The organism is Luteococcus sediminum (assembly GCF_054783495.1).
Map to the genome: position 1 here is coordinate 197,740 of NZ_BAAGQL010000001.1, position 20,004 is coordinate 217,743.

The 20,004-nt window shown below is 69.0% G+C and carries 13 protein-coding genes and 2 pseudogenes; 11 read left to right on the forward strand and 4 right to left on the reverse strand.

The window, feature by feature from the left end:
• Positions 1–2: 2 nt before the first annotated feature.
• Positions 3–839, reverse strand: coding sequence for a GNAT family N-acetyltransferase (locus tag ACYVKA_RS00885; protein ID WP_460702204.1), 837 nt, complete (start codon positions 837–839; stop codon positions 3–5).
• A gap of 66 nt (positions 840–905) precedes the next feature.
• The gene (locus ACYVKA_RS00890) at positions 906–1,247 is read right to left on the reverse strand and encodes a hypothetical protein (RefSeq protein ID WP_460702206.1); all 342 of its coding nucleotides are present in this window, start codon (positions 1,245–1,247) and stop codon (positions 906–908) included.
• A 201-nt stretch (positions 1,248–1,448) separates the two neighbouring features.
• Between ACYVKA_RS00890 and ACYVKA_RS00895 the strand changes: the two genes are divergently transcribed.
• From ACYVKA_RS00895 to ACYVKA_RS00905, 3 genes are all read left to right on the forward strand, one after another.
• Entirely contained in the window at positions 1,449–2,474 is a 1,026-nt protein-coding gene (locus ACYVKA_RS00895; RefSeq protein ID WP_460702208.1) for a LacI family DNA-binding transcriptional regulator, read from the forward strand.
• A gap of 236 nt (positions 2,475–2,710) precedes the next feature.
• Complete coding sequence (locus tag ACYVKA_RS00900; RefSeq protein WP_460702210.1) at positions 2,711–5,773, forward strand: glycoside hydrolase family 2 TIM barrel-domain containing protein; 3,063 nt, start codon at positions 2,711–2,713, stop codon at positions 5,771–5,773.
• Between the two features lie 32 nt (positions 5,774–5,805).
• Positions 5,806–7,194, forward strand: a complete 1,389-nt coding sequence (locus ACYVKA_RS00905; protein ID WP_460702212.1) for an MFS transporter — start codon at positions 5,806–5,808, stop codon at positions 7,192–7,194.
• Positions 7,195–7,266: 72 nt separating this feature from the next.
• Here ACYVKA_RS00905 and ACYVKA_RS00910 read toward each other — a convergent pair whose 3' ends face one another.
• The gene (locus ACYVKA_RS00910; RefSeq protein WP_394277744.1) at positions 7,267–7,500 is read right to left on the reverse strand and encodes a hypothetical protein; all 234 of its coding nucleotides are present in this window, start codon (positions 7,498–7,500) and stop codon (positions 7,267–7,269) included.
• A gap of 179 nt (positions 7,501–7,679) precedes the next feature.
• On the opposite strand from ACYVKA_RS00910, the gene metH reads away from it, so the two are divergent.
• The 3 genes from metH to ACYVKA_RS00925 all read left to right on the forward strand — a co-directional run bounded on the left by metH (position 7,680) and on the right by ACYVKA_RS00925 (position 12,366).
• Positions 7,680–11,222: a methionine synthase gene (gene metH / locus ACYVKA_RS00915; RefSeq protein WP_460702214.1), complete on the forward strand. Its 3,543-nt coding sequence runs from the start codon at positions 7,680–7,682 to the stop codon at positions 11,220–11,222.
• A 201-nt stretch (positions 11,223–11,423) separates the two neighbouring features.
• The gene (locus ACYVKA_RS00920; protein WP_460702216.1) at positions 11,424–11,666 is read left to right on the forward strand and encodes a hypothetical protein; all 243 of its coding nucleotides are present in this window, start codon (positions 11,424–11,426) and stop codon (positions 11,664–11,666) included.
• A 166-nt stretch (positions 11,667–11,832) separates the two neighbouring features.
• Entirely contained in the window at positions 11,833–12,366 is a 534-nt protein-coding gene (locus ACYVKA_RS00925) for a YbhB/YbcL family Raf kinase inhibitor-like protein (RefSeq protein ID WP_460702218.1), read from the forward strand.
• A gap of 9 nt (positions 12,367–12,375) precedes the next feature.
• On the opposite strand, the gene ACYVKA_RS00930 is transcribed toward ACYVKA_RS00925, so the two are convergent.
• Complete coding sequence (locus ACYVKA_RS00930) at positions 12,376–13,704, reverse strand: S49 family peptidase (protein WP_460702220.1); 1,329 nt, start codon at positions 13,702–13,704, stop codon at positions 12,376–12,378.
• A 109-nt stretch (positions 13,705–13,813) separates the two neighbouring features.
• On the opposite strand from ACYVKA_RS00930, the pseudogene ACYVKA_RS00935 reads away from it, so the two are divergent.
• The 5 genes and pseudogenes from ACYVKA_RS00935 to ACYVKA_RS00955 form a co-directional block, all read left to right on the forward strand.
• Positions 13,814–15,436 (forward strand): annotated as a pseudogene (locus tag ACYVKA_RS00935) (HAD-IA family hydrolase); the annotation flags it as partial.
• Positions 15,437–15,551: 115 nt separating this feature from the next.
• Entirely contained in the window at positions 15,552–17,159 is a 1,608-nt protein-coding gene (arc, locus tag ACYVKA_RS00940) for a proteasome ATPase (protein ID WP_460702222.1), read from the forward strand.
• A complete protein-coding gene (locus ACYVKA_RS00945; protein ID WP_460702224.1) occupies positions 17,159–17,662 on the forward strand; it encodes a GNAT family N-acetyltransferase in 504 nt (167 codons plus the stop codon). The genes arc and ACYVKA_RS00945 overlap by 1 nt, the downstream gene beginning before the upstream one ends.
• Positions 17,663–17,899: 237 nt before the next feature.
• Positions 17,900–19,213 (forward strand): annotated as a pseudogene (locus ACYVKA_RS00950) (DUF2079 domain-containing protein).
• A gap of 296 nt (positions 19,214–19,509) precedes the next feature.
• Positions 19,510–20,004, forward strand: coding sequence for a DUF2087 domain-containing protein (locus ACYVKA_RS00955; RefSeq protein WP_460702226.1), 495 nt, complete (start codon positions 19,510–19,512; stop codon positions 20,002–20,004).

Sequence of the window (20,004 nt, forward strand, 5' to 3'; positions counted from 1 at the left end):
CCCTAGACCGTCCACGAAACCGAGCAGGTTGCCTGACGACTCTGAAGGGTCCGCACCGCCGGCGTCGTCGTGGTGATGGGCACCAGCCCAGCCCGTTCGAGGATGGGTCGGGAGAACTCCGTGCAGTCCGACTGCAGGTAGCGGTAGCCCTTGGCGCTGGCCGACGTGGCGCGGGCGGCGGTGATCGCCCGATAGAGCCCCAAGCCTCGATGCCGCTCGTCACACGCACCGCCCCACAGGCCGGCAAAGTCTGTCCCGGCGACGAAGTCGACCCGCCCCGAACACACCACCTCACCCGCGGAATCCCTGACAAGCCACATCTCGAAGCTGCCCGGATCGTCCTCGAAGCGCCTGACGAGCTCATCGGCGCGTCGGGACGAGTGCTCGGCGGTGTCCCCGAAGACGCGACCGGCGAGCGTCTCTGCCTCCCGGATCGCGTCAGCCGTCGCGGCGCGCTCGACAATGTGGCCAGCTGGCGGGGGAGTGGCGGCGGCAATGGCAGCCTCCACCGGGCCAGCCATCACCGTCTCGGGCTCCTCGAAGCGGAAGCCGTGGCGCCGCAATGTCTCGTCCAGGGCGGGCAGGTCGTCGTGCCCTCGGGTCTTCCACTCGAAGTGGTCCACCCGCGGATCGCGCTGGTAGTGCTCGATGACGGCCTGGATCAGGGCGTCGAGATCAGTCCCGGCAGGGACGTGCGAGTAGGTGACGAAACCGCGCCCGCGCCCCGGGAAGGTCGCTGCCCACACCGGTCCCATCTTGGCGACTTCGTCGGCGTCGGCCACCTCGGCCTCGGCGCGGAGCTGGGAATCGTAGAGGGCAAGCAGGGCAGCGTCGGTCATGCCGGCCAGTCTCAGCCATACGGTGTGACCAGCGCCACGGGTTTTTGCAGTGGGGGCCCGGGGGTGTCAGTGACGCGCCACGACCGGGTTCCACGGGCCGAGGTTCACCACGGCCACCAGGGCGACGGTGGCGAGGCTGGCGACGAGCGCGGCGAAACCCAACAGCAGCGTCCACGAGTCACCCTCCCACCGGAAGACCGTCGCGAAGCAGGTGGCCACGGCCAGCCAGACCACGGACCATGCCGCCAGCGGCGAGTGTGCGTGCAGGAAACGCATGGCCAGGACCATGAGGGCGCCGACCGCGATTGTGATGGACACTCCGCCGTGGGTGAGGTCCAGGCCTGCCAGCACCGCCCAGGCAAGCGTCAGGGGAATCGTCACGATCCACGCAATCCTGTGGGGGCTCATGGCGTCTCCTCTGCTGGGGATCCTTTGCTGCAAGCTACCCCCCCCGGACCGCTGTCGAGAGGCGTTGGGGTGTGTCGAACCGGGCCTGCGCGGGCAGGTGGGGCCGGCAACCTATGCTGGGACGCGATGCGCACTCGTCTGGCCATGCCGGCGGCGAGTGGCGCCCCGTCAGCAGTGAGTCCGAGCGCAGGAAGGGTGGCAGTGGCCCACAAGAAGCAGCCGGACGGTTCGAGCCCGACGATCTGGACGGTGGCAGAGCGGGCCGGGGTGAGCCACATGACGGTCTCTCGCTATCTGCGGGGGGATCGACTGCGCCCCCAGAACCAGCAGCGGGTGGAGCAGGCGATCGCCGAACTCGGCTACCGCTTCAACGACACGGCCAGCGAGTTGGCCTCCCGCCAGCCCCGGCGCATTGGTGCGTTGGTCTTCGAGGTGGACGACTGGGCGCCGCAGCGGGTCCTGGCGGGTGCCGCGGAGGCGGCGCGCGAGAGCGGCCACATCCTGGAGATGATCCGTGCCGAGGTGGGGGATGCGGACTCGTTCACCTCGGCCCTGCAGATGATGAATCGTGCCTCGCTGGCCGGTGTGGTCGTCCTGTCGCCGCCAGACCAGGTGATGGAGCAGATGGACATGGGCTCCCTGCAGACGCCGTGGGTGCTGGAGGTGGAGCCGCACCTTCCCAGCGGCCATCCGCTGGCGCTGCAGCATCCGCTGTCACTGGCCGTGCGGCATCTGGCAGGGCTGGGCCACGAGGACTTCTTCCTGCTCGGCGGGCCGGAGGACTGGTCGTCTGGACGCAACCGCGCCACCGCCTTCCATGACACCGTCGCGGTGCTCGGGCTCGAGGATCGTGGTGCCTCCCGCGGGCCCTGGACGGCGGAGAACGGCTACCGGGCCATGGAGCAGTTCTCAGGCCGTGAGCTGCCGACGGCGATCGTGGCGGCCAGCGACCAGATCGCACTGGGGGCCCTGGCCTGGCTGCGCGAACGCGGGATCGCGGTGCCCGAACGGGTGAGCATCACCGGCCATGACGGGCTGCGCGAGAGCGCCTTCTACGCGCCGGCGCTGACCACCGTCGCCATCGACTTCGCCGCCATGGGGCGTCGTGCGGTGCAGGCCTTGGTGGGTGGCCAGTACCTGGGCGCCGGGCCCTCGGTGGAGCAGTACTCCTTCGCGGGGGAGCTCGTCGTGCGGGCGTCCACGGCCGCCGCGAAATCAGTGCGCTGAAACCATTGTTATCGGTAACAACCTTGCGCTACAGTCTTTCTTGTTACCGGTAACATACCGCCGGTCATTCCAACGGAGGAAGAAGGTCACCATGGCGCGCCCCCTGCACTTCCAGACTCGCAGGGCGCGCCAGATCGTCACGGGCTGACCGCACCGCCGCGGCCCACCCGCCTGAACCATCCCACCCGGCGACGCCGCCGGACGCAGGGACGAGAAACAGCCAAGGGAGCACAGCGATGAACATCCCCCAGCACCACCAGGGCCTCGAGGTCCTTCACGAGAACACCCTTCCCACCCGCGCCTACTACCTGCCCGCCTCGCAGCCACTGCCCGACGTGGTGATGGCGCGGGCCGACTCCGACCGGGTGCGGCTGCTCAACGGGGCATGGGCCTTCCAGTACCACGCCAGCATGCGCGACCTGCCCGACGGCTTCGGCACCGACGGCTTCGACGCCTCCGGTTTCGAGACCGTCACGGTGCCCAGCACCTGGCAGCACACCGGCCACGACGCCCACCAGTACACGAATGTGCGCTACCCGATCCCGCTGGACCCGCCCTTCGTCCCCGCCGACAATCCCTGTGGCGCCTATGTCGTCGACTTCGAGCACACCACCACGGCACAGGCGCCGCACACCACGCTGGTCTTCGAAGGGGTCGACTCCTGCTTCTACGTCTGGCTCAACGGCCACTACGTCGGCTACAGCCAGGTCAGCCACGCCACCAGCGAGTTCGACGTCACCCAGGCCCTGCGCGAGGGCACCAACCGCCTGCAGGTGCTGGTCTTCAAGTGGTGCGACGGCACCTACCTGGAAGACCAGGACAAGTTCCGTACCAGCGGCATCTTCCGCGACGTCTACCTCATCGACCGTCCCGAACAGGTGCTCTTCGACTACTTCACCACCACCCGGCTCGACGGCGACGGCGGTGCGACGGTCTCGGTGCGCGGCAACTACCGCGGCGGGCCGGTGCCCACCGAGCTGACGCTGCTGGATGCCGACGGTTCGACGGTGGCCGCCGCCACCATGCAGCGCTCCGCGGATCGGCACGGATACAGCCACCAGGCCACGCTGGTGGTCGACCGCGCGCGGCTGTGGAACCCCGAGGACCCGCAGCTGTACACCCTGCTCATCGAGACCCCCGGCGAGGTGGTCACCGACGAAGTGGGCATCCGCGAGGTCGCCGTGACTGACGTCGTCCTGACCCTCAACGGCGCGCCGGTCACGCTGCGCGGCGTCAACCGTCACGACTCCGACCCGGCCACCGGGCGGGTGGTGGACCTTGACCACATGGTGCGCGACTTGCGGATGATGCGCCAGCACAACGTGAACGCGGTGCGCAGCTCCCACTACCCGAACGACCCGCGCTTCTACCAGTTGTGCGACCGCTACGGCTTCCTGGTGATGTCCGAGGCCGACAACGAGAGCCACGGCACCCAGACGCAGTTCTTGGCCGACGACGAGTGGGACAACGTCGTCGAACACTGGAATGAGCCAATCGCCGACAACCCGGACTGGACCGAGGCCACCGTCGACCGGGTCCAGCTGTGCGTGCAGCGCGAGAAGAACCGCCCCAGCATCATCTCCTGGTCGGCCGGCAACGAGTGCGCCTACGGCTGCACCTTCGAGGCGGCGCTGGAATGGATGAAGGACTTCGACCCCACCCGGCTCAGCCACTACGAGAGCTCCTACTACCGAGACTCCAAGCGGCGCTACGACTACTCCAACATCGACCTGTTCAGCCGCATGTACCCCTCCCAGCAGGAGATGCGCGACTACCTGGACAGCGATCCCGACAAGCCGCTCATCCTGGTGGAGTACTGCCACGCGATGGGCAACGGCCCCGGCGACCTGGAGGACTACTGGAAGGTCATCCTCGACGAGCCGCGGCTGTGTGGCGGGTTCGTGTGGGAGTGGTGTGACCACGCCATCCTCGACGGCCACACCGCCGACGGCCGCCCCCGCTACCTGTACGGCGGCGACTCCGGCGAGACGGTCCACGACGGCAACTTCTGCGTCGACGGGCTGGTGTGGCCCGACCGCCGCCCCCACGGCGGGTTGTTGGAGCTGAAGAACGTGCAGCGCCCCGCCCGCGTCGTCTCCTACGACCAGGCCCGCGGTCTGCTTCGGCTGCGCAACGACCTCGACTTCACCCACCTCGACCAGGCCGTGGACATCTCCTGGCAGTTGGTCTGCGACGGAGAGGTCGTCGAGTCCCAACCCCTCGTCCTGGACCAGCCGGTGGCGCCGCACGAGGTGGCCGAGGTCACCTGTCGGCCGCGGCTGCCCGAGGCGGGCCGCTGCCAGCTGCGCCTGGAGTACCGGTTGCGCCAGGGCGACGCGCTCCGCGAGGCCGGACAGGAACTGGGATTCGACGAGGTGGAGCTGGCGACGGCCGACCCGCGCAACCAGCACGCCGCACGGATCGCTGCCCCCGCCGACGGGCCGTCCCCGCAGGTGGTCGACGACGGCGACGACATCGTCGTCTCCGGCGAGACGTTCCGCTACGTGTTCGCGAAAGCCACCGGCCTGCCCACGTCACTGCAGGTGGCCGGCGCCGAGCTGCTGGAGCGGCCTGCCGAGGTGAACGTGTGGCGCGCCCCCACCGACAACGACAGCCGTATCCGCCTCGAGTGGCAGCGGGCGCGCTACGACCAGACCACCACCCGCGCCTACCACTGCGAGGCGAAGGTGGGCGACGGCCAGGCGGTGGTCACCGCGTCCATGGCGCTGGTGGCGCCCACCATCCAGCCCATCCTCCGCATCGAGGCCACCTGGAGCATCGACGGTGCGGGGCGGATCACCTGCCGGATGCGCGTGCGCCGCTCCGACGGGTTCCCCACCCTGCCCCGGCTCGGGCTGCGGCTGTTCCTGCCACAGGCCATGGACCAGGTGGGCTGGGCCGGCCTCGGCCCCCAGGAGAACTACCCCGACAAGCGACAGGCCAGCCGCCACGGCCGCTACCAGGCCACGGTGGACGACTTGCAGGTGGGTTACCTGTGCCCGCAGGAGGGCGGCAGCCGCGGCGACTGCGACTGGATGAGCATCACCGGGGCAGGGGCGGGCCTACAGGTCAGCGCCGCCCGACCGTTCTCGTTCAACGCCTCGCCGTACACCCAGGAACAGCTCACCGCAGCCCGGCACGACGTCGAACTGCAGCCCAGCGGCCACACCGTGCTGTGCATCGACCATGCCATGGCCGGCATCGGATCCAACAGCTGCGGACCCGAATTGTTGCCGCAGTACCGCGTCGACGACGACGTGCACCACATCGACATCACCCTCATTCCCACCACCCGCTGAGCGCCACCGGCCGGAGCGTGAAAGGCACACCCATGAGCACCACACCCGCTGCGCCAACGGCGCAGAAGACCTACCTCACCTGGGGCAACAAGATCGGCTACGGCTCCGGCGACGTCGCCGGCAACGTCGTCTACGCCTTCCTGTCGGCCTTCCTGATGATCTACCTGACCGACCAGATGGGCCTCAACCCCGGCGTCATCGGCACCCTGATGATGGTCGCGCAGCTGTTCAACGGCGTCACCGACCTCGGCTTCGGCGCCCTGCTGGACCGCACCCACACCCGCATGGGCAAGGCCAGGCCCTGGATGCTGTGGCCCTATGTGGGCTGCGCCATCACCCTGGTGGCCTGCTATGCCATCCCCTCGGGGCTGGGTGACACCGCACAGTACGTGTGGTTCTTCATCGCCTACACCCTGCTCAACAGCGTCTTCTTCACCGCCAACAACATCGCCTACTCGGCGCTGACCGCGCTCATCACCAAGAACTCCGCAGAACGCGTCCAGATGGGCTCCATCCGGTTCATGTTCGCCTTCACCACCAGCATGCTCATCCAGACCTTCACCGTGCAGGGGGTCCGCGCGCTGGGTGGCGGCGCCGACGGCTGGCGCTGGATCGCGATCATCTACGCGGTCATCGGGTTGGTGGTGAACACCATCTCGGTGATGTCGGTCAAGGAGCTCCCCCCGGAGGAACTCGACGAGGGTCGCGAGACTGGTGTCGCGGACAAGTACACCTTCAAGGAGGGCGCCCGGATCCTGCTCAGCAACAAGTACTACCTGATCATCCTGGTGATCTTCCTGGTGCAGCAGATCTTCACCGCCACCCTCAACATGGGCATCTACTTCATGACCTACATCCTGGGCGACGCCACCAAGCTGGGCGTGTTCGCGTGGGCCATCAACATTCCGCTCATCATCGGCCTGCTGTTCACCCCCGCGCTGGTGAAGCGTTACGGCGAGATGTTCAAGGTCAATGTGTGGGGCTACGTCATCGCACTGGTGGGCCGGCTCGGCGTGGTGGCCAGCGGCTACCTTGGCAACATCCCCTTGATGATCGCCTGCTCCGCGATCGCGTCGTTCGGCATGAGCCCCCTGCAGGGAACCCTCAACGCGCTGATCGCCGAGGCCTCCGAGTACAGCTTCCTGCGCACCGGCAAGCGCATCGACGGAATGATGTTCTCCTGCACCACCCTCGGCGTGAAGATCGGCGGCGGCGTCGGGACCGCCCTGGCCGGCTGGCTCTTGGCGGCCAGCGGCTACGTCGGCAAGGCCACCACCCAGCCCGACTCGGCCATCACCATGCTCTATTTCATGTACCTGTGGATCCCGGCCATCGCCACCGGCATCATCCTGTTCTTCCTCACCCGACTCAACGTCGAGAGGGCCAATGCATCCCTTCGGGCCAGGCTCGCCACGGCGTGATGGCAGCGGCCCGCTGGCCGTGGGCGCAGACCCACGGCCAGCGGGCCGATCCGTGTCAGGGGTGGAGTGGGGTCACTTCGTGGTGACGCCCACCTTGCGGTAGACCAGCGGCAGCACGCCGCCGGAGTTCACGATGGCCAGGGCGGCGATCCAGGCCAGCTTGGGGCCGCGGATCTCGTCGTCGTCACGCTTGAGGGCATCGCGGATCGCGGCGACACGGGCCGCGAGGTCGACGCTCACGAAGGCGAACAGGCCGCCGCGCTTGGCGGCGCTCAGGGAGGCGATGGTCTTCAGCAGCTTCTTCATGGCTCCATCGTGACCGCTGACCATGCTCTCAGTCACGGTCCGAGCAGGCCTTTCCACCCACAGCGTGACACTCCCACCCCGCAGGGCGTGACTGGCGACGTTCCGGGGCTGGCTGCAGATCCTGTCCACGCATCGGTGCTGGGCGGTGAATTTGGTCACATCACCCTAGGCTTGACCCCATGACTACCTCCCTTCGTGACCTGTTGAACCGTCGTGTGCTCGTCGCCGATGGGGCGATGGGCACGATGCTGCAGGCCGTCGACCTGACCATGGACGACTTCGAGAACCTCGAGGGCTGCAACGAGGTGCTCAGCATCACCCGCCCCGACGTCATCGAGTCGATCCACCGCGCCTACTTCGAGGCCGGCGCCGACATGGTGGAGACCAACACCTTCGGCACCAACCTGGCCGCGCTGGGCGAGTACGGCATCAGCGACCGGATCGAGGAGCTGGCCGAGGCCAGTGCCCGCATCGCGCGCCGCGTCGCCGACGAGTTCAGCACCGACGAGAAGCCGCGCTTCGTCCTTGGCTCGGTCGGCCCGGGCACCAAGCTGCCGACGCTCGGCCACGTCACCTTCGCCGCCGTCCGCGACGCCTACCAGCGCCAGGTCTCGGCCATGATCGCCGGCGGCATCGACGCCGTGCAGATCGAGACCTGCCAGGACCTGCTGCAGGCCAAGGCGGCCGTCATTGCCACCAAGCGTGCCCGTGCCGCGGCCGGAGTCGACCTGCCGATCCTGGTCAACATCACCGTCGAGACCACCGGCACGATGCTGCTGGGCAGCGAGATCGGCGCCGCGCTGACCGCGCTGGAGCCGCTGGGGGTGGACGTGATCGGCATGAACTGCGCCACCGGTCCCGCCGAGATGAGCGAGCACCTGCGTCACCTGGCCAAGCACAGCCGCGCCGGGGTGGGCTGCATGCCCAATGCCGGTCTGCCGGTGCTCGGCCCCAACGGCGCCGAGTACCCGCTGGACGCCGAGGGCCTGGCCACCGCACTGGAGCGCTACGCCACCGACTACGGCCTGGCGGTCGTCGGCGGGTGCTGCGGCACCACGCCCGAGCACATCAAGCTGCTCGCCGAGACCGTCGGTGGACGCGAGGTCGCACCGCGCAGCCCGGAGCACGTCACCGGCGCCAGCTCGCTCTACAGCGAGGTGCCCTTCGCCCAGGACGCCAGCTACCTGTCGATCGGCGAGCGCACCAATGCCAACGGCTCCAAGGCCTTCCGCGAGGCGATGCTCGCCGGCAACATCGACGAGTGCGTCGAGATCGCCAAGGCCCAGGTCCGCGACGGCGCCCACCTGCTCGACCTGTGCACCGACTACGTGGGACGCGACGGCGCTGCCGACATGCGTGCCCTGGCCAGCCGCTTCACCACCGCCGTCACCCTGCCGATCGTGCTCGACTCCACCGAACCCGAGGTGATCGAGGCCGGACTGGAGACCCTGGCCGGGCGCTGCGTCATCAACTCGGTGAACTTCGAGGACGGTGACGGACCCACCAGCCGCTACGCCCGCCTCATGCCCGTCGTGCGGGAACACGGCGCTGCGGTCGTCGCGCTGACCATCGACGAGGAGGGCCAGGCACGCACCGCCGAGTGGAAGGTGCGCGTCGCCAGCCGCCTCATCGACGACCTCACCCAGAACTGGGGCATGGAGGTCGGCGACATCCTCGTCGACTGCCTCACCTTCCCGATCGCCACCGGCCAGGAGGAGACCCGCCGCGACGGCATCGAGACCATCGAGGCGATCCGCGAGCTGAAGCGCCGCTACCCCGGCGTGCGCACCACGCTGGGCGTGTCCAACATCTCCTTCGGGCTCAACCCGGCCGCCCGCATCGTGCTCAACTCGGTCTTCCTGCACGAGTGCGTCCAGGCCGGGCTCGACTCGGCGATCGTGCACGCGGCGAAGATCATGCCGATGGACCGCATCCCCGAACAGCAGCGCGAGGTCGCGCTCGACCTGGTTCACGACCGTCGCCGGCCCGCCACCGACGACCAGCCCGCCTACGACCCGCTGCAGAAGTTCCTGCAGCTCTTCGAGGGCGTCAAGGCGGCAGACATGCGCGCCTCGCGGGCCGCCGAGCTGGCGGCGCTGCCACTGGCCGAGCGCCTGCAGCGGCGCATCATCGACGGCGAGGCCAAGGGCCTGGAGGCCGACCTCGACGAGGCCATGCAGACCAAGAAGGCCCTCGACATCATCAACGAGGACCTGCTGGCCGGCATGAAGGTGGTCGGTGAGCTGTTCGGGTCGGGCCAGATGCAGCTGCCCTTCGTGCTGCAGTCTGCCGAGGTGATGAAGACGGCGGTGGCCCACCTCGAACCCCACATGGAGACGGTCGAGGACGACGATCCGAGCGGTTCCGGCCAGGGCCGCAAGGGCAAGGGCACCATCGTGCTGGCCACGGTCAAGGGCGACGTGCACGACATCGGCAAGAACCTGGTCGACATCATCGTCAGCAACAACGGCTACACCGTGGTGAACCTGGGCATCAAGCAGCCAATCAGTGCGATCGTCGAGGCAGCCGAGAAGCACCAGGCCGACGCGATCGGCATGAGCGGCCTGCTGGTGAAGTCCACCATGGTGATGAAGGACAACCTCGCCGAGCTCGACGCCCAGGGCCTGGGCGGCAAGTACCCGGTGATGCTGGGTGGCGCGGCGCTGACCCGCAGCTTCGTCGAGCACGACCTCAACGAGCAGTTCTCCGGCGACGTGCGCTACGCCAAGGACGCCTTCGAGGGCCTGGCCCTCATGGATGCCGTGATGGCCGTGAAGCGCGGCGAGCCCGGCGCCAAGCTGCCCGAGATCAAGCCGCGACGCGTCCCCAAGGGCCCCAGCGTCGAGATCGAGGAGCCCGAGCTGGGCGTGCGCAGCGACGTCGCCCGCCCCACGCCCGAAGGGGGAGTGGACGTCCCCACGCCGCCCTTCTGGGGAAGTCGCGTCGTGAAGGGCATCAAGCTGGCCGAGGTGGTCGACTGGCTCGACGAGCGCGCCACCTTCCTGGGGCAGTGGGGTCTCAAGCCGGGACGTGGCCAGGACGGTGCCTCCTACGAGGAGCTGGTGGAGACCGAGGGGCGGCCGCGACTGCGCATGTGGCTGGACCGCATCAAGGCCGACTCGCTGGCCAACTTCGCCGTCGTGCACGGCTACTTCCCGGTCTACTCGATCGACGAGACGCTGGTGCTGCTCGACCCCGAGGACCACGGCCGGGAACTGACCCGCTTCACCTTCCCGCGGCAGCGCCGGGACCGTCGCCTGTGCCTGGCCGACTTCTTCCGCGACAAGGCCGAGTTCGACGCCCACGGCCCCGACGTGCTGCCGATGCAGCTGGTCACCATGGGCAGCGAGGTGGCGCGCGAGACAGCCAAGCTGTTCGAGGCCAACTCCTACCGCGACTACCTCGAGCTGCACGGGCTGAGCGTGCAGCTCACCGAGGCGCTGGCCGAGTACTGGCATGCCCGCACCCGCGAGGAGCTCGGCTACGCCGCCACCCAGTCGACGGTGGACCGGGCGATCCAGAAGCAGGACTACCGCGGCTCGCGCTACTCCTTCGGCTACCCGGCCTGCCCCGACCTGGAGGACCGCGCGAAGCTCGTCGCCCTGCTGCGCCCCGAGCGGATCGGGGTCGAGCTGTCGGAGGAGCTGCAGCTGCACCCGGAACAGTCCACCGACGCGATCGTGGTGCACCACCCGGAGGCGAAGTACTTCAACGCGAAGTGAGGTGGGTGCCGGGCAGGTCCACTGCCCGGCACGCGCCTCAGTTGGGAGTGCCTCCCAAGAGGCCCTGACCAGCACCTCCGCAGCACTTGTTGAGAGTGATGGTGAGTGTCATACCAGTGGTTGACAATGGGTGATGGGTGGGAAAGTGTTGACCGTGTCAGCACCACCGGCACACAGCACAACCCATCAGGAGGAGTCACCATGAGCGCCACCCTCGAGCACACCGAGCACATCGGACACGACCACCAGCACGGCACCGACTGCGGCCACGAGGCGGTCCAGCACGGCGACCACGTCGACTACATCCACGACGGCCACGCACACTTCCAGCACGACGGCCACTACGATGAGTGCAATACCTGCACCTGCGACGGCTGCAATGACACCTGCGCGAAGTGCGACTGCGCCAACTGCACCTGCCCCACCTGCGAGCACGCCGCCTGAGTGAGGCCGCGGCACACCCAGCAGGATCGCAAAACCCCAGGAGGACCCGGCCCCGGCCGGGTCCTCCTGCCCATTCCCACACCTGGTCCTCCCAGGCCTGTTCCTTTGCTGCCCGTCAACGCCATACACCGCCTGCACCTGACAGCCCCCAACTAGTCTTGGATCCATGTTGCGTCTGACCAGCCCCACGATCACTGACCGCCAGCCGCTCCCGGTCCAGGTGGTGGGCCCCGGGCAGGGGGAGAACCTGTCGCCCGCACTGGAGTGGACCAGTGACGCGCCGGCCCCCGCCGCCTGGGCGCTGCAGCTCACCGACGTCGACGCCCCCGACTACCGCCACTGGATTGTGCTGCTGCCCGGCCACGTCTCGGCGCTGGAGGCCGGACTGCTGCCCGACGGTGCCGTGCAGGGACAGGGCACCCGCGCGCTGGGCTACGAGGGCCCCTGCCCGCCCTCGGGCACCCACCACTACGTCTTCACCCTGAGCGCGCTGGCGGCGATGCCCGGGCTGGCCGAGGGCTTCGAGGGCTCCGACTTCGACCGGGCCGTCGCCGAGCACGCGGTGGAGTCCGCGACGCTTCGTGGCACCCACCGTCCCCGCATCGAGCACATGGTGCGCGTCGAACTGGGCCGGGTGCTCAACGGCGCCCGCAAGCGGTTGCCTGCGGGCGCCGTGGCGCGCCTGGTGCGTCGGGGCTGATCCTGCGGGTCAGCGCCCGCAGAACTGGGCCGTCGGGCCGTTCCAGGCCAGCACCTGCGGGGAACCCGAGCAGATGGTGGAGGTGACCACCGGCTGCTGGCCCTCCTGGGCGGTGGCGGCCGGCGCCAGGCCGGGGATGCGCGCCTCGGAGGAGAGCACCGACTGCCAGAAGCCGGGCATGGCCGAGGCCACCATCTTGGTGCTGGCCGGGTCCAGCCCGTTCAGCTTGGCGGCGGCCCGGTAGGCCTCGTCGCGGCCCATCACATCGTCGACGAGCTTCTTCTCCTTGGCCGTCTCGGGATCGAAGATGTGCGCGCCCAGGTCATTGCGGATCGTTGCGGCAGGGATCTTTCGGTGGGTCGAGACCCAGTTGACGAAGCCGTCGTACTCGCGGTTGATGCCGTCGCTCCAGACCTTGCGCTCCTCGGCGGTCATGTCGCGGAAGGGATTGCCGAAGTCCTTGCCCTTGCCGGCGCTGATGTACTCGCTCTCGATGCCGCCGGTGGTGGTGACGCCGCCGCCCAGCAGGCCGCCGTCGACTGCCTTGACGTCCTTGTAGCGCTCGAAGGGGCCGCTGATCACGCCGATGCTGCCGGTCAGGGTGCCGTGGTCGGCGATGATCCGGTCGGCGGGGGCCATCGCGAACATGCCGCCCGAGGCGCTCATGCCTTCGACGACCGCGACGACCTTGTGGCCGGTGCGCTTCTGGTAGCGCTCGACGGCCTCACCGATGGCGCGGGCGCCGTTGATGGTGCCGCCGGGGGTGTCCATGCGCAGCACCAGGCCGCCGGCGTCGTCCTTGTCGATCTTGTCGATGGTGTCGGCGATCTCGTAGCCGTAGGTGGCCTGGGTGAGGCCCATGCCGGAGTCGCCGCCGGCCATGATGGCGCCGCGCACGTCGATGGCGCGCAGCGTGTCCTTGGCGTCCTCGGGGCCCCAGACGGTTTCGGTGGCGGTGCTCAGGTCACTGGAGCTGCCCATACCGACCTTGCTGAGGGCCGCGCCGAGGGCGGTGAACAGCAGACCCATCAAGGTGCTCGCGATCAGGGACAGGGCCAGGGTGACCACGCCGATGCCCAACGCAGCACCGGCGCCGATGCCGAAGCCGCGGTGGAACCAGTTGGGCTCGGGATCGGGCCCGCCGAACTGGATGGTGCGCCGGGAGGACTTGCCCTTGGGTGCCATGGGGGCGGGGGCAACGGGCTGTTGGGGCGGCGGGAACTGCGTGCTGGGGGTCTGGGTGCTCTGGTCGGGCCGCGGCGCGGCGGAGGAACCGGTGCCCGGCTGCATGCCGGGGCCGTCGGGGGTGGGCGACTGGGCGTCGTCGGGAGTGGTCATCAGAAGCCTTCCGGGTCGATCGTGTCACTCCCATCCTGACTGATCCGGAGCCAGTCGGCATGGATCTTTGGTCGGGTGGTGCACCCACTCTGGAAGAATGGTAGACATCATGAAGAATTCCTCGTTCACCGCAGCCCGCCCCGAGGCCGTCCTGTGGGACTTCGACAGCACCCTGGTCAACACCGAGCCCCTGTGGACGCAGATGGAGGTGGAGGTGGCCCGGCGCCACGGCATCGAGTGGAGCGAGCAGGAATCGGCCAGCATCGTCGGCACCGCCGTCACGCGCCTGGCCGAGATCTTCTCCGAGCGCAGCGGCGGCCGGGTCGATGCGGGCACGATCCTCGACGACCTCGTCGGCGGAGTCATCGAGAGTGCCACCCACCAGGGCGAGGAACTCTTCCTGCCCGGCACCCGCGCACTGCTCGCCGAGATGGAACAGCAGGGGGTCAAACTCGCGCTGGTCAGCTCCAGTCCCCGCCACATGATCGACAAGATCCTGGCCGGGCTGCCCGCGCTGGGCTTCAGCGAGATCGTCGGCGGCGACGAGGTCAGTGCCAACAAGCCGGACCCCGAGCCCTATCGCAGGGCCGCCGAACTGCTCGGGGTCGACGTCACCAAGTGCCTGGTGCTCGAGGACAGCACCACCGGAGCCGACAGCGGCAACGGCGCCGGTGCCGTCGTGGTCGCCATCCCGGCCATGGCCCCGGTGCCCGAGGCCCGCCGACGCGTCGTGATCGACAGCCTGCAGGACGTCACCGTCGCACAGCTCTTCCAGCTCTACCGCCGCTGCATCGGCCAGCCCGCCAAGCTGGTGGCGCCCCCGCCGCCGGTCACCGAGAACCTGTCGGGCGTGCGCACCGGCGTGATGCAGGCCGGCGAACGCGTCACCCTCACCGACTCCAAGGGACGACGCCACTCGCTGCTGCTCACGCCTGGCAAGAGCTTCCACGCCACCAAGGGCGGAATCCGCCACGAGCAGATCATCGGCCAGCCCGAGGGGATCACCGTCGACAGCGTCGGCGGCGCCACCTACCTGGTGATGCGCCCGCTGCTCAACGACTACATGGTCTCGATGCCTCGCGAGGCCGCGGTCATCTACCCCAAGGACGCAGCCCAGATCATCATGTGGGGAGACATCTACCCCGGCGCCCGGGTGCTGGAGGCCGGCGTCGGCTCCGGCGCCCTGTCGCTGGCGATGCTGCGCGCCATCGGACCGAACGGCACCCTCAACTCCTACGAGCGCCGCGAGGACTTCGCCGAAGTGGCCCGCAACAACGTCGAGACCTTCCTGGGCGAAGCCCACCCGGGCTGGAAGCTGACCGTCGGTGACCTGGTGGAGAGCCTGCGCGACGAACCCGTCGACCGTGCCGTGCTCGACATGCTCGCCCCCTGGGAGTGCATCGACGCCGTCGGCGACGTGCTGGTGCCCGGCGGCGTGCTCACCTGCTACGTCGCCACCGCTACCCAGCTCGGCCGCGTCATGGACACCCTGCGCGCCCACGGCGGCTGGACCGAACCGCAGGCCACCGAGACCACCCAGCGCGACTGGCACGCCGAGGGCCTCGCGATCCGGCCCGGGCACGGCTCCACCGGCCACACCGGCTTCCTGGTGCACTCGCGTCGCCTGGCCCCCGGCGTCGAGGCCCCGATGCGCAAGCGTCGCCCCGCCGCCGGCGCCTACGGCCCCGACTACACCGGACCGCGCCCCAAGAACGTGCCGATGAGCAACCAGGAGGTCCCCGAGAACGGCATGGCAGAGCCCCGTCCGGGACGCCCGTCGGAGCTCGGCGTGCCCGCGCCGTCGGCCACCATCGAGCCGGCATCCGTCGAGGAGACGGGCGCCTGACATGCCCTTCGACCCGAACTGCCAGCCCGGCAAGGGATTCGACCACCGCCTCGGGGTCGCCGAACGACGCATGGCCGATGCCCGCGCGGACGCCCGCAACCTGGCGGCGCAGAATGAGAAGCTCAACGCCACCCTCAAGGAGGCGCGCTCGCGGCTGGTCGGGTTGAAGCAGCAGGTCGACGCGCTGTCGAAGCCGCCGCTGAACCTGGTGCTGGTGGTGCGGATCGTCGAGGCATCCGGCGAGGATCCCGGCATGCTCGAGGTCAGCGCCCTGGGACGGCTGATGCGGGTCGCGGCGCTGCCGGAGGTGCTCAGCGGCGCCCAGGTGGGGCGCGGCGTGCTGCTGAACGAGTCGAGCGTCGCCGTCGCGTTGTGTGACTTGCCACTCTCGGGCGACCTCGCCCGGGTGGTCGAGGCCGGACCCGGGGGAGTGGTGGTGCAGTCGTCGGCCGGCGACGAGGTGCTGCTGGCCCGGGTTCCCAGCCTCGACGAGGTCGACGTCGACGCCGGCGACACTGTCTTGGTGGACCGCAGGGCGGGACTCGCGCTGGCCAGGGTGGCGCGCAGCCAGGTGGAGGAACTGGTGCTGGAGGAGGTGCCCGACGTCTCCTATGACGACATCGGCGGCCTGGGCCAGCAGATCCAGCAGATCCGCGACGCCGTCGAGCTCCCCTTCCAGCACAGGGATGCCTACCATCGCTACCAGCTCACCGCCCCCAAGGGGATCCTGCTCTACGGCCCTCCGGGCTGCGGCAAGACGATGATCGCCAAGGCCGTCGCCAATGCCCTGGGCGGGGGTGCATCGGGCGCCGAGGGCGGCTCCTGGTTCCTCAACGTCAAGGGCCCCGAGCTGCTCACCAAGTACGTGGGCGAGTCCGAGCGCCAGATCCGCGCCATCTTCGCCCGCGCCCGGGAGCATGCCAGCGACGGCCGCCCGGTGGTGGTCTTCTTCGACGAGATGGACTCCCTCTTCCGCACCCGCGGCTCCGGCGTCAGCTCCGACGTGGAGAACACGATCGTGCCGCAGTTGCTCAGCGAGATCGACGGGGTGGAGGGCATCGACAATGTCATCATCATCGGTGCCTCCAACCGGGAGGACATGATCGACCCGGCCATCCTGCGCCCCGGGCGCCTGGACGTGAAGGTGAAGCTGGAGCGCCCCGACGCCGACGGCGCCCGCGAGATCCTGTCCAAGTACCTCACCGAGGCCACACCACTGGCGCCCGGCGTCGAGTCCGCCTGCGCGCTGGTGGAGCTGGCCGTCGAGGAGATCTTCGCCGTCGCCGACCGCAACCGCTTCCTCGAGGTCACCTATGCCAGCGGCGCCCGCGAGGTGCTCCACTTCGGCGACTTCGCCAGCGGCGCCATGCTGCGCAATGTGGTCGACCGCGCCAAGACCGCCGCCATCAAGGACGAACTGGCCGGCGGCCCCGGAGGCGTCTCCCGCGAGGGGATCGTCGAGGCCTGCCGCGCCGAGTTCGTCGAGAACGAGGACCTGCCCAACACCAGCAATCCCGACGACTGGGCGCGCATCAGCGGCCGTCGCGGGGAACGCATCGTCTTCCTGCGCTCCCTGGTGGGCTCGGGCCGCGGGACGGCGGTCGACTGATGGCCAAGCAGCGCAAACAGCCCAGTTCCCGAGGTGCCAGGAAGGGCGAGGCGCAGGTCGCCGTCTCGCGCATCGAGCAGCACCACGTCGACGCCTTCAGCGAGCTCGGTGCCGACTGGGCCGACCGCGCCACGAGCCTGCTGCGTTCGCGCACCGAGGGCACCGGCTTCGGCCTGGCCGTGACCGTCGACGGTGAGGCCGCTGGCCTCGTGGGGGTGCGCTTCGGCGAACCCTGGGAGCTGCACGACCTGCACGTCCACCCCGACCGCCGCGGTCAGGGGATCGGCACGCGACTGGTGACGGCCGTGGAGGAACTCGCGCGCCTGACCGGCTCGCTGCGGGTCATGGTCGGCCTCGACAACCACGACGCGCGTCGGCTCGTCCAGCGACTGGGCTACCAGGCCACCGGCGAGCTGCAGACCAGCACCTACACGCATCTGGACGACGACGGCACCCCGCACCAGGCCACCGAGACCGACGAGGCGTTCCTCAAGCGCTTCTGAGGCGCACACCGGGCCGAATTCATGGCCTGCGCCGCCGTCCTTGTGGCGGCGTGGTTCACTCCGAATCCGGGTGACGCGCGGAGCATGCCCTTCCTCGCGGTGCCGACCACGGCGACACTGCCTGGGGGCGGTGGGGATAGTCCGCTGCCGGTGAGGATCACGAGGGGCCGGGGCCAGGACGCGGACGTGGCACACGGTGGAAAGGTCTTGGCGGCCTGTGTGGGGCTGCTGGTGAGCGTGGCCTACTCCTGGCTGGCCACTCGCATCCACGCCCGACTGGGCACCGGGATGGACCTGGCCATCTTCGACCAGGGCGTGCGCACGCTCGCCCTTGGCACGTGGCCCACCAGCTCCATGAAGGCCGTCGCGATGAATCTCTGGGGTGACCACCTGCATCCGATCATCCTGGGTGCAGTACCCGCCTACTGGGTGCGACCCGACCCGACCACCCTGTTGGTGCTCCAGGCCGCCTGTCTCGGTCTCGCGTGCGCAATCCTCGTCCACACCGCCTGCCGCCTGCTGCCGGGGCAGCGGCTGCTTCCCGTGGCCCTGGGACTGTCCCTTGCCGGCGCTCCCGGAGTGCAGTCGGGGATGACCTTCGACGTGCACGAGGTCGGGTTCGGCCTTCCGGTGCTGGCACTCGCGCTGTCGGCGCTACTCCTCGAGCGGTGGAGGCCATTCATGCTGTGGTCACTGGCCCTGCTACTCACCAAGGAGGATGCCGGGCTCCTCGTGCTGGGACTGGCTCTGGTTGCAGTGGTCAAGGGGGCGCGGCGGCAGGCCGTGGTACTCATGGTTGCCGCGACCTCCTGGACGTGGTTTGCCGTTCAGGTGGTTATCCCGCGATTCAGCCCCTCAGGCAGCTGGTTGTACGCCGACAAGGTCCAGGACACCGGCCAGAGCTTGCGCAGCATCGTCTTGAGCATGTAGGGCTGCCAAGGGCTGGCATGGACGGGTCTGGTGATGCTGTCTGCCGTGGCTTTCCTCTCCCTACGATCTCCGGTCCTTCTGGCGGTGGTACCGGCGCTGGTGTCGAGGGCGGCCAGCGGCAATCCGTCGTACTGGGGTAACGACTTCCACTACAATCTGGTCCCCAGTGTCATCCTCGCTTTCGCTGTGCTCGACGCCGTCAGACGTATGCGTCACTGGCATTTGTGGGCGTGGGTGCTGCTCGCCCTGTCACTGCTCGGAATTGCGTGTGGCAAGGCCACGGACGAAGCACTGCACAACACGGACCCTGCCCGACTGGACGATGCCAGACGGGCCATGGCCATTGTTCCCGAGGGAGCCCCGGTAGCCGCCGATTTCTACGTGACACCCCATCTGACGGCCGCACATCCGGTGACGCAAAAACTGCTCCCGCCCAATTTCACGGACGACCTGGGCGAACCGATCCGGCCCGAGTGGGTGGTCGTCGATCTGGGGAGCCGCAGCTACGGCGGGGCATCGGGGTGGGCACCCCAGGCGATCGCGCACTTCTCGCAGCAAGGATTCGTCGTCCACGAACATGTGGGGGACTTCGTGGTCCTGAGGCACATGTCCCGACCCTGACCTGGGTGTCACGACCCTGACGTCGCAACGTGTGGGGGCGGCCACCTTCTTCAGGGTTCGGCGCCCAAGCCCAGGGAGGACGACGGGTATGTGGGAGTGCTGGTCGGCAGAATCCGGGCGAGACACCCTGTTTCTGTGGCACAGTGGCACCCACGGCGAGACCCAGCGCCGAGCCCACGCACGGACCCCAGTTCCCGCGTCGAGGCGAAGGGGAGCAGATCCTCGGGTTGCTTCGTGGTGATCATCGTCCGACCGGACGGGCAGACTGGGGGTGCGTCGCCCGGTCGAGGTATGAGATGACACGCGACAAGGACTTCAAGACCCTGGTGCGCCGCCGCATGCGCGAGACCGGCACCAACTACACCTCCGCCCGGGCCGAGCTGCTGGGTGATGCCGGAGTTCCCGACGACTCGCCCAGCGAACGCACCGACGCGGCCTGGCGACGCGCCCGCGACGAGCACCACAAGATCCTGGGGCGCTTCCTCGGTGACGGCCGCCTGGTCAGCTTCCCCGCCCGCCGCAAGGTGCGCGTCCACGTGCTGCTGCACCTGGTCGGCCTCTTCGATCCACGGGGGCGCTACAGCGAGACGCAGATCAACCAGCTCCTCGGCCAGGTCGTCGACGATCATGCCTTCTGGCGCCGCGAACTGGTCAACTACGGCTACCTCTGCCGCGAGGCGGGCCAGTACTGGCTGCCCGACCGCGCTCCCGAACGTCCCGCACACATGGAGCAGGAGATCCCCGACTGGGAGGGGTTGTGGTTGCCGCGCTTCCTGGCGGGGCGGGCCTGA

Bases quoted from the DNA above. Each gene is read 5' to 3' on its own strand.
- ACYVKA_RS00885 (WP_460702204.1), bottom strand. From the start codon at position 839: ATGACCGACGCTGCCCTGCTTGCCCTCTACGATTCCCAGCTCCGCGCC.
- ACYVKA_RS00890 (WP_460702206.1), bottom strand. From the start codon at position 1,247: ATGAGCCCCCACAGGATTGCGTGGATCGTGACGATTCCCCTGACGCTT.
- ACYVKA_RS00900 (WP_460702210.1), top strand. From the start codon at position 2,711: ATGAACATCCCCCAGCACCACCAGGGCCTCGAGGTCCTTCACGAGAAC.
- ACYVKA_RS00905 (WP_460702212.1), top strand. From the start codon at position 5,806: ATGAGCACCACACCCGCTGCGCCAACGGCGCAGAAGACCTACCTCACC.
- ACYVKA_RS00910 (WP_394277744.1), bottom strand. From the start codon at position 7,500: ATGAAGAAGCTGCTGAAGACCATCGCCTCCCTGAGCGCCGCCAAGCGC.
- metH (WP_460702214.1), top strand. From the start codon at position 7,680: ATGACTACCTCCCTTCGTGACCTGTTGAACCGTCGTGTGCTCGTCGCC.
- ACYVKA_RS00920 (WP_460702216.1), top strand. From the start codon at position 11,424: ATGAGCGCCACCCTCGAGCACACCGAGCACATCGGACACGACCACCAG.
- ACYVKA_RS00925 (WP_460702218.1), top strand. From the start codon at position 11,833: ATGTTGCGTCTGACCAGCCCCACGATCACTGACCGCCAGCCGCTCCCG.
- ACYVKA_RS00930 (WP_460702220.1), bottom strand. From the start codon at position 13,704: ATGACCACTCCCGACGACGCCCAGTCGCCCACCCCCGACGGCCCCGGC.
- arc (WP_460702222.1), top strand. From the start codon at position 15,552: ATGCCCTTCGACCCGAACTGCCAGCCCGGCAAGGGATTCGACCACCGC.
- ACYVKA_RS00945 (WP_460702224.1), top strand. From the start codon at position 17,159: ATGGCCAAGCAGCGCAAACAGCCCAGTTCCCGAGGTGCCAGGAAGGGC.
- ACYVKA_RS00955 (WP_460702226.1), top strand. From the start codon at position 19,510: ATGACACGCGACAAGGACTTCAAGACCCTGGTGCGCCGCCGCATGCGC.